The 13,030-nt window shown below is 64.1% G+C and carries 10 protein-coding genes; 9 read left to right on the top strand and 1 reads right to left on the bottom strand.

What is annotated here, in order from left to right:
* From IE083_RS02735 to IE083_RS02695, 9 genes are all read left to right on the top strand, one after another.
* On the top strand, positions 1-4,269 hold the full coding sequence (locus tag IE083_RS02735; protein ID WP_189352108.1) for an ATP-binding protein: 4,269 nt from the start codon (positions 1-3) through the stop codon (positions 4,267-4,269).
* Positions 4,251-5,000, top strand: a complete 750-nt coding sequence (locus tag IE083_RS02730; RefSeq protein WP_189352107.1) for an endonuclease/exonuclease/phosphatase family protein — start codon at positions 4,251-4,253, stop codon at positions 4,998-5,000. Before IE083_RS02735 ends, IE083_RS02730 begins: the two co-directional genes overlap by 19 nt.
* A 179-nt stretch (positions 5,001-5,179) precedes the next feature.
* Positions 5,180-5,794, top strand: coding sequence for an energy transducer TonB (locus IE083_RS02725; protein WP_189352106.1), 615 nt, complete (start codon positions 5,180-5,182; stop codon positions 5,792-5,794).
* Between the two features lie 34 nt (positions 5,795-5,828).
* Positions 5,829-8,033, top strand: a complete 2,205-nt coding sequence (locus IE083_RS02720) for a TonB-dependent receptor (RefSeq protein ID WP_189352105.1) — start codon at positions 5,829-5,831, stop codon at positions 8,031-8,033.
* 240 nt (positions 8,034-8,273) lie between these two features.
* Complete coding sequence (locus tag IE083_RS02715; protein WP_189352104.1) at positions 8,274-8,423, top strand: hypothetical protein; 150 nt, start codon at positions 8,274-8,276, stop codon at positions 8,421-8,423.
* Positions 8,424-8,493: 70 nt separating this feature from the next.
* A complete protein-coding gene (locus tag IE083_RS02710; RefSeq protein ID WP_189352103.1) occupies positions 8,494-9,264 on the top strand; it encodes a hypothetical protein in 771 nt (256 codons plus the stop codon).
* Positions 9,265-9,604: 340 nt separating this feature from the next.
* On the top strand, positions 9,605-10,342 hold the full coding sequence (locus IE083_RS02705; protein ID WP_189352102.1) for a methionine ABC transporter ATP-binding protein: 738 nt from the start codon (positions 9,605-9,607) through the stop codon (positions 10,340-10,342).
* Positions 10,343-11,032 carry a methionine ABC transporter permease gene (locus tag IE083_RS02700; RefSeq protein WP_047968061.1) on the top strand — a complete coding sequence of 230 codons (690 nt, stop codon included), beginning with the start codon at positions 10,343-10,345 and terminating at the stop codon, positions 11,030-11,032. It abuts the gene before it with no gap.
* A gap of 74 nt (positions 11,033-11,106) precedes the next feature.
* Positions 11,107-11,916: a MetQ/NlpA family ABC transporter substrate-binding protein gene (locus IE083_RS02695; RefSeq protein WP_189352101.1), complete on the top strand. Its 810-nt coding sequence runs from the start codon at positions 11,107-11,109 to the stop codon at positions 11,914-11,916.
* A gap of 159 nt (positions 11,917-12,075) precedes the next feature.
* Here IE083_RS02695 and IE083_RS02690 read toward each other — a convergent pair whose 3' ends face one another.
* Complete coding sequence (locus tag IE083_RS02690; protein ID WP_189352100.1) at positions 12,076-12,990, bottom strand: glutaminase; 915 nt, start codon at positions 12,988-12,990, stop codon at positions 12,076-12,078.
* Positions 12,991-13,030: the final 40 nt, after the last annotated feature.

The following is a 13,030-nucleotide window of genomic DNA, read 5'->3' as shown; positions in this document are numbered from 1 at the left end:
ATGAGCAAGCAAGGTCAGCTGCAGCAGCAAACCGCCGGCATCGGCCAGGCGGTGATCCTGATCGTGGTGATACTCGGCTCGTTGCAGCTGGTGGCCTCCGGCCTGCTGATCCGCTCCGGCGTGTTCAATTATCGCCAGGCCAGCCAGCACGCCATGCTCAATGCGGCCAACCTTGACGTGTTCATGCTGGCATCAGCCATCAACCGCGAAAACCAGCTCCAGCTCGGCCTGCTGGCGCAGGCACGGCCGGCCAGCCGCCATGAGCGCACCGAGCTGCAGCAGGCGCGCATCAGTACCGATCAGCGCCTGCATATTGCATTACAGCGCCTGTCGCAGCCGCAGGAGGGGGACCGCAATGCGGCATTGCTGCAATTGCAACAGCGGCAGCCGCACTTGCGCCAGCGGCGTCAGGAGATGGACAAGGTACTGGCACGGCAGCCGGTGGCGTTCGACGAAAATGCCATTTTCGGCTGGAAGCTGTCGGTCGGTACCTGGCAGGATGCCATCGACAGGGTGTTGCGCCTCGATGCTTTTCATCTGGCCAATGGCGCGGATGACCGCCTCAACCGGCTGGCGGAAACCAAGTACCAGCTATGGCAGTTAAGCCGTGCCCTGGAGCAGGAAGGCAATGCGCTGATCATCCGTGCGCAGCTGGTGCGCAAACTCAATTCCACCGACGAGTACGAGCTGGTGCGCAGCCGCGAGCGTGCCTTTTTGCTGCTGGAATCATTGCGCTACAGTACCGGCTATCTCGGCGATGCCGTGTTGCGACAGCCGCTGGCGGCATTGTCGGACCAGGCCTGGCAGTTGCACCAGCGTACCGACCGGCAGCTGCTGGCGCTGGAGCAGGGCCGTGCCATGCCGGCCACGGCGGCCGAGTACAAGATGGCCGCGCAGCAGCTCAGCCGTAACCTGGGCACCTTTTTTGCCGAGCTGACCCGTGCTGCGGCCAACCGTGTCGATGAGCAGCAGCAGCGCCATGCACGCAGCCTGATGCTGAACATTTCTTTTGCCGTGCTGGCATTGCTGTTATACGGCTACCTGCTGCTGCGCATGCGCTACCGTATCCTGCGTCCGCTGCAGCGTATGCAGCGGGTGCTGGATGCGGCGGCGGACGCGATCCTGACCGTCAATGCCAGCCACCGCATCGAGGTGGCCAACTACGGCGCCGAGAAGATGTTCGGCTTGCCGCTGGCGGCGTTGCAGGGGCTGTCGCTGGACGACATCCTCAGCGTCGACGGCGCCGATGCCGACTGGCTGGACGACGAGGGCCGCTTCGACGTGTCGCGCGCCGGCAGCGGCCGCCGGCACGATGGCAGCCGTTTCTTTGCCGCGATTACCGTCAGCCCGCTGGTGGACGGCCGCGACGGCCGCCACAGCCGTCGGCTGCTGATCATCCGCGACGAGCACCAGCGCACCATCGCCGAGCAGTCGCTGGCACGCAGCATGCAGCTGCTGTCGGCGATCCAGCGCGTGGAGAGCCTGCTGTTCGCACGCAGCCCGCGACAGACGGTATTCCGCGAGGTGCTGCGCATCCTGCTGGATTACTTCGGCGTCACCGAAGGGCTGGTGCTGTCACTGGAAGCGGCGTGCGACAAGCCGGCATCGTTCCGCATCCAGGCGCGGCTGGGTGGCAGCAAGGAGCCGCCATGGGTGGATCACTTTCGGCAGCTGCCGCTGGCGCTTGCCCTGCAGCAGGGCCAGTTGCAGCAGACCATTACGGAGGATGGCTGGACCTTCCTGCCGATCCGGATCGACGGCCGCACGGTGATGGTGGCCGGTATTGCCATCGAGGCCGTCAGTGATGCCCATTACCAGGCATTGCAGCCGTTGCTTGGCGCCTGCGGCAGCATTGTCAGCTTCTATGCCGAGGAAGACCGCCGCCGTGCCAGCGAACGCCACCTGCGTGAAGTGCTGCAGCTGGAAGAGGCGATCTACAGCGCGTCGCCGGTCGGGCTGATGCGGCTGGACAGCGACTACCGCATCGTGCGCGCCAACCGTGCCTGCGAGGTGCTGTTCGGCACCCGCGAGGACGGGCTGCCGGGCGTGCCGCTGCGCGAGCTGCTCGGTAGCGACGAGGCGTGGCGTCAGCTGCACGACGGGCTGGAACAGGTGCGCCGCGACGACAGCCACCTCAATCTCGAAATCAATTGCGTGCAGACCAGCGGCAAGCCGGTCTGGGTGCTGTTCGCCGGCCAGTTGCTGTTTCCGGGCTCTGCCGAGGGTGGCGTGATCCTGGCCTGTTTCGACATCACCAGCCGGCGCGAGGCAGAAGAAGGAGTGCTGCGCGCACATGATGCCGCCGCCGAGGCGCGCCAGCAGCTGGAGTTGGCGATCGATTCGCTGGATGATGCCTTTGCACTGTTCGATGCCGACGACCGGCTGGTGCGCTGTAACAGCCACTTTGCCCGCCTGGCCGGTGCCGGCAACACACCGGAAACGCTGAAAGGGCAGTCCTTTGCCGGCGTGCTGCGCGCCAGCCTGATCGCCGGCGAGCAGCCGGAGCCGGGCTACGAGGAGCACAGCTGGTTCGTGGAGCGGCTGGCACGCTACGGCCGCGAGGCATCGTCGTTCGAGCTGCGCTGGAACGAGCGCTGGCTGCAGCAGGCGTCGCGGCGGGTGCCGGACGGCGGCGCGGTGTGCGTGCTGACCGATATCAGCGCGCTGAAACAGCAGCAGGCCGACCTGTTACTGGCACGCGATGCGGCCAACGCTGCCAGTCGTGCCAAGAGCGCCTTCCTCGCCGCGATGAGCCACGAGATCCGGACCCCGATGAACGGCGTGCTGGGCATGCTGGAGCTGCTATCGCTAACGGAGCTGGACGAGGCGCAGCGCGATGCGGTGGACACGGTGCAGGAGTCGGCGCATACCCTGCTGCGCCTGATCGACGACATTCTGGACTTTTCCAAGATCGAGGCCGGCAAGCTGGAGATCGTTCCCGAGCCGGCATCGGTGCGTGTGTTGATGCAGCGCGTACACCACCTGTACGCGGAGCTGGCGCAGCGCAAGCAGCTGTGGTTCCTGCTCGATATCGACGACCGGGTGGCACCGGCATTGCGCTTTGACCCGCTGCGCCTGCGCCAGATACTGCAGAATTTCTGCAGCAATGCGCTCAAGTTCACGCAGCAGGGCCAGGTAACGCTGCGCGTGCGCTGTCTGGAAACGACCACCAGCGAACAGTGGCTGCGCTTCGAGGTAGCCGACACCGGTATCGGCATCGACAGCCAGCAGCTGGCATTGCTGTTCGAGCCCTTCACCCAGGCGGAAAACAGTACCGCCCGCCGCTTTGGCGGTACCGGCCTCGGGTTGACCATCTGCCGGCGCCTGTCCGGGCTGATGGGCGGGGCGGTGGCGATGGACAGCGAGCCGGGCAACGGCACCGTCGCCTCGCTGGAAATCCGTTTCCCCTTGTGCGATGCCGCCGAATTGCCACAGGCGGGTGAGCTGGACCATGCCGCCATTGTGGCCGCCGCCGGTGGGCGGATGCGCGACATGGCACCGGTACTGTTTGTGGAGGACAATCCAACCAACCGCAAACTGACCGTCAAACAATTCGAGCTGCTTGGTTACCCGGTGGTGGCTGCCGAGGACGGGCTGATGGCACTTGGCCTGTGGCAGCAGCAAATGTTCTCGCTGGTGCTGACCGATTGCCATATGCCGCAGATGGACGGTTATGCGCTGGCACAGGCAATCCGCAGCCAGGAGGCGGCCCAGGGGCGGACACCGGTGCCGATCATCGCCTGCACCGCCAATGTGGCAAAAGAGGAGCTGGACAAGACCCGTGCTGCCGGCATGGACGACTTCCTTAGCAAGCCGCTGGGGCTGGCGGCATTGAAGGACATGCTGCACAAGTGGCTGGGCAATGTCGCCCTGCTGCCCGCGCCTGAACCGGTAGCGGCAGCACCGGTGGTCGTTGCGGGGGCCGTGATCGATCGTCAGGCGCTGGCAATATACAGTGCCGGAGACTGGTCGGTGGAGCAGGCGATTCTGGACGAGTTCATGCAGGGCAACAACGAGGATGTTGCCGCCCTGGCGCAGGCGGTGGCCGCCGGCGATGCCGCACAAATTGCCTGGTCGGCACACCGGATCAAGGGTGCCAGCCGCATGGTCGGCGCCATGGCACTGGGTGACATGGCGGCAGCGCTGGAAAAAGCGGGGCGTGCCGCCGATCTGGCGGCGATCCCGGAGCTGTGGCAGCAGTTCAAGACAGCGCAGGCGGCGGTGAGCGACTGGCTGGAGGAGCAGGCATCATGCCAAGCAAGCGCCTGAGCGTGGTGACGTTCAACCTGCACAAGGGCATGTCGCCGCTCAACCGCCGCTCTCACATGCAGGAAATTGCCAGTGCCCTGCAGCAGCTGTCCGCTGACGTACTGTTCCTGCAGGAGGTGCAGGGCCGGCATGCCGGACGCGAGCAGTGCCATGCCGGCTGGCCGCAGCACGACTTTCTGGCCTCGGCACTGGCCCATTCCGCCAGCTATGGCATGAATGCGCGCTACGACCACGGCCACCACGGCAATGCGGTGTTGTCACGTTTTCCGCAGCAGCTGGCCGCCAATCATGATATCTCGGTCAACCGTCTGGAGCGGCGCGGCATCCTGCACACCGTGATCCGGCCGCAAGGTTGGCCGCAAGCGGTGGCCTGCCTCTGCGCCCACCTCAACCTACTGGCGCGCGACCGCCGCCGCCAGTACCAGACATTGCAGCACTATATCCGGCAGCATATTCCGGCCGACATGCCGCTGATCCTGGCCGGCGATTTCAACGACTGGCGCGGCGAGGCCGACAGCTGGCTGGGGCACGGCTGCGGCCTGCAGGAAGTGTTCGTGCAGCAGCAGGGCCAGCATGCACGCAGCTTCCCGGCACGGCTGCCGCTGTTGCCGCTGGACCGCATCTACGTGCGCGGCCTGCATGTCCACCAGGCGGCGGTGTGTCGCGGCCAACCCTGGTCGCACCTGTCGGACCACCTGCCGCTGTTTGCCAGCCTGTCGCTGGCCGCCTGAGCCGGTAATGCCCTGGCGGGAGGATTGCCGGCCCCCCCCATTTGTCTTCTGCCATGCGGCAATATGTCGCACCAGGCGGAACGGACTCTCCGATACAATTCATCCAATCTAAATAATTCAAGCCAGTCAGGGTGAACATACAGCGTGCGTTAGTACTTTCCTTGGTAATGCATGGCGCCATGCTGGCCAGTCCGTACCCGGAAACCCCCCATGCCGGTTTGGCCCATGCCTATCCGACCGCAGCGGTCAGGGTGGTGCTGTCCGCCAAGCCGCAAAATCTCCCGCTTGCCGTGCCTGCCATGCCCGCCACTTCCTCGGCATCCCCTTTCCGGCGACATGCCGATGCGCCTCGCACCGTCCGTCGCATATCGCCACGGGCTGCCGCAACCGGAACGGCGGCGGTGCCGGCAGCATCGCCGGCGGACGTCTCTTCCGGTGTGGCAGCGGTGGAACAGGCTGGGGTAGCCGGGCTGATGGCGCCTGCGGTGTCTCATCCCGGTTCGCACGCGGCCTCCGCGTTCCAGGCACCCGAAGTCCGCCAGTCACGCCAGCCGGTATATCCGGAATTGTCACGCCGCCTGCGTGAGCAGGGACGGGTTTGGCTGCGGCTTGGCATTGGCCGGGACGGTACCGTGCAGACGGTTGGGCTGGAACGCTCCAGCGGTCATCCCCGCCTGGACCAGTCGGCCATGACGGCTGTCCGGAGCTGGTTTTTTTCTCCGGCACAACAAGACGGACAGGCAGTTCCTGCCGAGGCGCTCGTGCCCGTGACATTCAGCATCACAACACACTGACTCAATATTTTTACTCAACTCAGGAAAGAAACTCATGCCATTCAGGAAAAACCATCTGGCTTGGGCTGTCGGCATTGCCATTCTTGGCATCGGGCAGCAGGCTGCAGCGGACAACACTGTCACGCTGCCGGAAGTCAAAGTGGAAGGACAATCCGTCGATAATCATACCCGGCTGCAACAGGAAGAACTGGCCTCGCTGAAGGCACAGGGGCCCGATGCCGCACGCCTGTTGCAGGCGGTGCCCGGCATGAGCCTGCGCGGAGCGGGGGGCTTCTCGTCCCTGCCGGTACTGCGCGGCCTGGCCGATGACCGACTGCTGGTACGCACTGATGATGCAACCGTACCCGCCTCCTGCCCCAATCACATGAACTCGCCGCTGTCGTACATGGATGCAAGCAAGGTTGACAGCATTCAGGTATATGCCGGTACGGCACCGGTAAGCGTAGGGGGGGACAATATCGGCGGGGTAGTCATTGCCGAATCGGCTCCGCAGGCGTTTGCCACTGGCGGCGACCTGCTGGTGAAAGGCGAGGTAGGGGCGGGCTATCGCAGCAACGGCCATGCGTCCACCGCCCGTGCATCGGCTACGGTTGCCAATGAAAACATCAGCATGAGTTACACCGGCTCCATGGCCAAGGCCGGCAACTATAAAGCGGCCAAGGAGTTCAAGAATCCGGGCGGTAGTAGCGGCCGAGGCTGGCTGGACGGCGATACCGTGGGCTCCAGCAGCTATGAAACCCAGAACCATGAGCTGGCCGTTGCCATGCGTGGTGACCGGCACCTGTGGGAAATCAAGGCCGGCGCCCAGCATAGCCCCTACGAGGGCTTTGCCAATCAGCGCATGGATATGACCGGTAACGATAGTTACCAAGCCTCCACCCACTATGCCGCCGAGTATGACTGGGGGATGCTGGATGCCAGACTCTATGCCCAGTATGTGCGTCACAGCATGCAGTTCGGCGATGACAAACAGTACACCTATGGTGGCTACGCCGGCATGCCCATGGAGACTGCCAGCCATACCCAGGGCGGCACCCTCACCGCAACCCTGGCCGCGGATGCCAGCAATACCTGGAAAGTCGGCGGTGAATTCCAGCGATATCGGCTGGACGACTGGTGGCCGGCAGTCGGCATGGTAACGGGCATGATGAGTCCCGATACCTTCCAGAACATCAATAACGGCAAACGCGACCGCCTGGAAGCCTTTGGCGAACTGGCCCACCGCTGGAGCGATACGCTGGACGGCCTGTTCGGCTTGCGTCTGGGCGTGGTGGACATGAACAGTGACAAGGTTGCCGGTTATAACACCATGCCAGCCTATGCCACCGATGCTGCAGCCTTCAATGCCAGGGACCGGCACCAGACCGACTATAACGTCGACCTGAGCATGCAGCTCAACTTCCAGCCGGAAGCAGGCAAACGCTATGAACTGGCATATGCGCGCAAAACCCGCTCACCCAACCTGTACGAGCGCTACAGCTGGTCCAGCATGGGCATGGCGGCCGTAATGAACAACTACGCCGGCGATGGCAACGGCTACTTTGGCAACGTGAGCCTCAAGCCGGAGGTGGCGCATAACCTCAGCCTTGCCTCGGTCTGGAATGATGCAGCCAACGAGCGCTGGTCCATCAAGTTCACGCCTTATTACAGCTATGTGGAAAACTACATCGATGCCGAGCGCTGCGGCACCGCACTGTGTGGCGGCAGTACCAACCTCACCGTCACCGATCGCTACGTTACCCTGCGCTACGTCAACCAGAATGCCGAGCTGTACGGTGCCGATCTGGATGGCAAGGTTGCACTGTGGAAAAACCCGGCTCTGGGGCAGATCCGGCTGACCGGGAAGGTGTCCTACACCCGTGGCCGCAACCTGACAACCGGCGATAACCTGTACAACATCATGCCGCTTAACGGGACGTTTGGCCTGCAGCAAGAGCAGGGCGCATGGCGCAATACACTGGAGTGGCAATTGGTTGCGGCCAAGCACAAACTCTCGCGTGAACGTAATGAATTTGCCACCCCCGGCTACGGTTTGCTCAACTTGCGCAGTCGCTACCAGCAAAAGAATTACAGCATTGATTTTGGTGTCGAGAACCTGCTCAACCATCACTATACCGATCCGTTGGGTGGTGCTTACACAGGCCAGGGCCGTACCATGTCGAAGAACGGCATTGCCTGGGGCGTCGGTGTACCGGGGCCTGCCCGCAGCTTCTACGCCGGGATGACATACAGCTTCTGACGATCTGCTTTCTTTTGGGGCGAGCCGCTGCGGCTTGCCCGCCGCTGGCCGTACACGCCGCCAACCGGTGGCGTGTACGGCCATTTTCAAAATGTTGGCGGCGTGTATTTATGCTGCAGCTCACCGCATCAGGATGGCCGCATGCCATGTGCCCATTATTGCGGCCAACCTTAGGGTCTGTTGACGTTTCGTTTGCGGGTCGCGTTTGGGTCAAAACCGGCCTGGAACAAGGCGCAGCACGTGCCGCGCAGTTGTTCTGCGCCAGCGGCTCCCCTGGCGGTCAGCTATCCGGCCCACGGCAGCGACGAGGAGGTGCTGCTGCGCGAGGCCGACGCCGCGCCGTACCAGGCCAAGGCCGCCGGCCGCAACTGCGTGCGCTATCGCGGCTGAGCTGCAGTGAGCTTGCCGCCGCGCGCACAGGCGGGTACAACGGTGCTTTGCCACCCGTTTTCATTCCCTCATGACCCCATCCGATATCCATGGCGCCGCCATTACCCTTGCGGCGCGCCGCCTCAGCGGTAGCCAGGGCCCGCTGCTGGCCGACGCCCAGGCGCCACAGACGCCGGCCGACGCGCTGGCGATCCAGCAGGCCGTCTCCGGCCTGCTCAACGACGCCATCGGCGGCTGGAAGTGCGGCCTGCCGGACGGCGACAAGACCGTCGCCGCGCCGATCTACGCGACCAGCATTCACAGCAGTCACCCCGCCGCACCATGCCCGGTGTGGCTGCGCGACGGCGCGGTACGCGTCGAGCCGGAGCTGGCCTTCGTCTTCGACGGCGGCCTGCCGCTGCGCGCCGAGCCTTACACCGCGGCCGAGATCTGCGCCGCCATCACCCGCGTGCATCTGGCGCTGGAGCTGATCGACAGCCGCTACCAGCCGCTGCCGAAGCCGTCGTTCCTGCAGTCGCTGGCCGACGGTCTGGTCAACCAGGGCCTGCTGCTGGGGCCGCAGGTCGATCGCGATGCCGCCTTTGCGGCCAACGTTTTGGCGCTGGTGCTGAATCAGGGCGAGCGCGAGGAAAGTCTGGCCGGCGTGCACCCGGCCGGCGATCCGCTGGCGCCGCTGTACTGGCTGCAGGGCTTCCTCGCCGCGCGTGGCGAGGCGATCCTGCCGGGACAGGTGGTGATCACCGGCTCCTATGCCGGTGTGCTGACGCTGGCGCCGGACAGCGAGGCGAGCCTGCGCTACGGCGAACTGGGCCAGCTAAGCGCCTGTTTTAGCGCGCGATAAGGGCAGATGGCAGCGTGATCGCGTGTCGGCGGCCGCTGCCGGTGTCTGGCACTGGATATAATATTTAAATTGCTAAAAGTTATATTAAAACTAATGTTTGCAATTTTGCGACATAAGGGTAAGATGGTGCATCGCAGCGATTGACACAAACGAATGTATATTGTTCAATTGTGTACAACAACTTGATTAACGCCGATTTGAACACAGCTTGCGGGCGTAAAACAGCTAAAGCGTGGGGATTGTTTTATCAAACGATTCTCCCAATTTTCGATACCGAAGATTCCACGTGATAAAGCCCGCCAGCGCAAACCCGGCGGGCTTTATTGCTTCGGAGTCCAGGATGATTCACCTCAAAAACGTACACAAGCGCTTCCGTCGCCCTGAAGGCGGCTGGTTTGACGCCGTGCGCGACACCACCCTCCATATCAAGGCGGGCGAGATTTTCGGCCTGATCGGGTTTTCCGGCGCCGGCAAATCCACGCTACTGCGACTGATCAACCTGCTGGAACGCCCCGACCACGGCAGCGTCAATGTCGATGGCCGCGACCTGACCAGCCTGTCCGCCGCCGAGCTGCGCCGCGCGCGCCAGAATATCGGCATGGTGTTCCAGCAGTTCAACCTGATGGCCAACCGCACGGTGGCGGCCAACATCGCCTTTCCGCTGGAGATCGCCGGCTGGAGCCGCGCCGACATCGACGCCCGTGTCGCCGAGTGCCTGGACGTCGTCGGCCTCGCCGACCGTGCCGGCCACTACCCGGCGCAGCTGTCCGGCGGCCAGAAGCAGCGCGTCGGCATCGCCCGCGCACTGGCACCGCGGCCGCACGTGATCCTCGCCGACGAGCCGACCTCGGCGCTGGACCCGAAAACCACGCAGTCCATCCTCGATTGCCTGCAGGACATCAACGCCCGCTTCGGCGTCACCGTGGTGATCGTCACCCACGAAATGCACGTCATCCGCTCCATCTGCCACCGCGCCGCCTTGCTCGACGCCGGTGAAGTGGTCGAGCTGCTGCAAGTCACCGACAAACAGGTCGCAGCGCGTTCGGCGCTGGCCAAATCGCTGCTGGAGGTCGCATAAATGGACGAACAACTGACGCTTGCCCAGGCACTGGCCAATCTGTCCGATCTGGCGCCGGAAATCTGGCAGGCCAGCGTGGAAACCGGGCTGATGCTGGCCATCGGCCTTTCCGTCGCCATCGTGGTCGGCGGCCCGCTCGGCATCCTGCTGTACCTGACGCAGCCGGGACAGCTGTTCGCCAACCGCGCCGTCAACGGCGTGGTCGGCTGGTTCGTCAACCTGGTGCGCTCGTTCCCGTTCATCATCCTGATGGTGTCGCTGGTGCCGCTGACGCGGCTGCTGGTCGGCTCCACCATCGGCCCGATCGCCGCCGCGGTGCCGCTGTCGTTTGCCGCCATCCCGTACTTTGCACGGCTGGTGGAGCAGACGCTGCGCGAGATCCCGCGCGGCGTGATCGAGGCGGCCGAGGCGATGGGCGCCAGCCCGGCGCAGATCATCTGGAAGGTGTTGCTGGGCGAGGCCCGCGCCGGCCTGATCTCCAGCCTGACCATTCTCACCATCAGCTTCCTCAGCTACTCGGCGGTGGCCGGCGTGGTGGGCGGCGGCGGCATCGGTGACCTGGCCATCCGTTACGGCTACTACCGCTTCCAGACCGAGGTGATGGTGGCGATGGTGCTGCTGCTGGTGGTGATCGTGCAGATCATCCAGTTTGCCGGCAACCATCTGGCGGCCCGCCTCGACAAGCGTTAAGCACTCAATTTAAAGCGGCGGGCGTTCACGCAGACGCCACGCCATTGGACAAAGACTCTCACAAGGAGAACACCATGCGCAGACTCGTACTGAAATCCATCGCTGTTGCCGCCATCGGCCTGACCGCTGCGGCCAACGTTTACGCTGCCGACCCGGCGAAAAAGGAAATCACCATCGGCACCACCGTTGGCGACTTCGGCGACCAGGTGAAACTGCAGATCAAGCCGCTGCTGGAAAAGCAGGGCTACAGCGTGAAGCTGGTGGAATTCACCGACTACGTGCGCCCGAACCTGGCACTGCAGGAAGGCTCGCTGGACGTCAACGTGTTCCAGCACAAGCCTTACCTCGACAACTTCGCCCGTGAAAACAAGCTGCAGCTGAAGGAAGTGTTCCAGGTGCCGACCGCGCCGCTGGGCATCTACGCCGGCAAGCTGAAGTCGCTGAAGGACGTGAAAGTCGGCAGCACCCTGGCGGCACCGAACGATCCGTCCAACTTCGCCCGCGCGCTGGTGATGCTGAACGATCTGGGCTGGGTCAAGCTGAAGAAGGGCATCAACCCGCTGACCGCGTCGGAAAAGGACATCGAAGTCAACGTCAAGAAGATCAAGATCGTGCCGCTGGAAGCCGCGCAACTGCCGCGCTCGCGCGCCGATGTTGACTTCGCGGTGGTGAACGGCAACTACGCCGTCAGCTCCGGCATCAAGCTGACCGAAGCCGTGTACCAGGAAAAGAGCTACGCCTACGTCAACTGGGGTGTGGTGCGCGCGGCTGACGTGAACAAGCCATGGGCCAAGGACGTGATCGCCGCCTACAACTCGCCGGCGTTCCGCGCCTGGGCGAAGCAGAAGTACGCCGGCTACAAGTTCCCGGCCAACTGGAAGTAAGCGTTTTATCCGCGCCGCTTGCTGATGGCAGCGGCGCGGCGGTTTTCCTTGAAACACTCCTGGCATTCAAGGCTGCTCGGCGGATCATGCGATCCGCCATTTTTTATGGAAGCAGGCCGGCACAAGGTTGGCCGCAAGGCTTGCGGCCAACCTTGCGGCTCAGAACACCGATTCGCCGCTGCGGGTGGTGAAGCGGTCCAGCGCCTCCAGGGATGCCAGCGAGTTGCCGCGTGCATCCAGCCCCGGGCTCCACACCGCGATGCTCATCTTGCCCGGCAGCACCGCCAGGATGCCGCCGCCGACGCCGCTCTTGCACGGCAGGCCGACGCGGTAGGCGAATTCGCCGGCGGCGTCGTAGGTGCCGCAGGTCAGCATGATGGCGTTGATCTGCTTGGCCTGGCTGCGCGTCAGCCGCTGCACGCCGCTGACCGGCGAGGCGCCGTGGTTGGCGAGAAACAGCCCGGCGCGCGCCAGCTCGGTCACGTTCATGCGCAGGCTGCAGGCGCGGAAATAGTGCGCCAGCACCTGCTCGACATTGTTGTGCAGGTTGCCGCAGCTCTTCATGAAGTGCGCCAGCGCCGCATTGCGGTGGCCGTGCTCCGATTCCGACGCCGCGATCACGTAATCGAAATCCAGCGCCGGCTGCGCGCTTTCCTCGCGCAGGAAGTCGCGCAGCGCGCTGCTGGAGTCGCCGATCTGGCTCAGCGCGATATCGGTGACCACCAGCGCGCCGGCGTTGATGAACGGGTTGCGCGGCACGCCCTGTTCGTACTCCAGCTGCACCAGCGAGTTGAACGGGTTGCCGGACGGCTCCTTGCCGACGCGCTGCCACAGCGCGTCGCCGTGCACCGCCAGCACCCGCGCCAGCATGAACGCCTTGGAGATGCTCTGGATGGAGAAGCGCTTGTCGCTGTGGCCGGTAGCGTACAGCCGGCCGTCCAGCGTCGCCACCGCCATCGCGAATTGTTGCGGGTCCTCGCCGGCCAAGGCCGGGATGTAGTCGGCGGGCGCGGCCTGCGCGAGGTAGGGGCGGACATCGGCGGCGATGTCGTCGATCAGTTGTTGGATGTTCATGGTTTGCTATCGGTCAGGTGTTGTTGTTGGTACTACCCTG

This window comes from Vogesella fluminis (assembly GCF_014652335.1).
Taxonomy (GTDB): domain Bacteria; phylum Pseudomonadota; class Gammaproteobacteria; order Burkholderiales; family Chromobacteriaceae; genus Vogesella; species Vogesella fluminis.
The sequence above is the reverse complement of the archived record's forward strand: the minus strand, read 5'-3'. Positions and strand labels throughout refer to the sequence as shown.

Coding starts and splice junctions, on each gene's coding strand:
- IE083_RS02695 (WP_189352101.1), top strand. CDS start 11,107: ATGCGCAGACTCGTACTGAAATCCATCGCTGTTGCCGCCATCGGCCTG.
- IE083_RS02690 (WP_189352100.1), bottom strand. CDS start 12,990: ATGAACATCCAACAACTGATCGACGACATCGCCGCCGATGTCCGCCCC.
- IE083_RS02710 (WP_189352103.1), top strand. CDS start 8,494: ATGACCCCATCCGATATCCATGGCGCCGCCATTACCCTTGCGGCGCGC.
- IE083_RS02730 (WP_189352107.1), top strand. CDS start 4,251: ATGCCAAGCAAGCGCCTGAGCGTGGTGACGTTCAACCTGCACAAGGGC.
- IE083_RS02705 (WP_189352102.1), top strand. CDS start 9,605: ATGATTCACCTCAAAAACGTACACAAGCGCTTCCGTCGCCCTGAAGGC.
- IE083_RS02735 (WP_189352108.1), top strand. CDS start 1: ATGAGCAAGCAAGGTCAGCTGCAGCAGCAAACCGCCGGCATCGGCCAG.
- IE083_RS02700 (WP_047968061.1), top strand. CDS start 10,343: ATGGACGAACAACTGACGCTTGCCCAGGCACTGGCCAATCTGTCCGAT.
- IE083_RS02720 (WP_189352105.1), top strand. CDS start 5,829: ATGCCATTCAGGAAAAACCATCTGGCTTGGGCTGTCGGCATTGCCATT.
- IE083_RS02725 (WP_189352106.1), top strand. CDS start 5,180: ATGCTGGCCAGTCCGTACCCGGAAACCCCCCATGCCGGTTTGGCCCAT.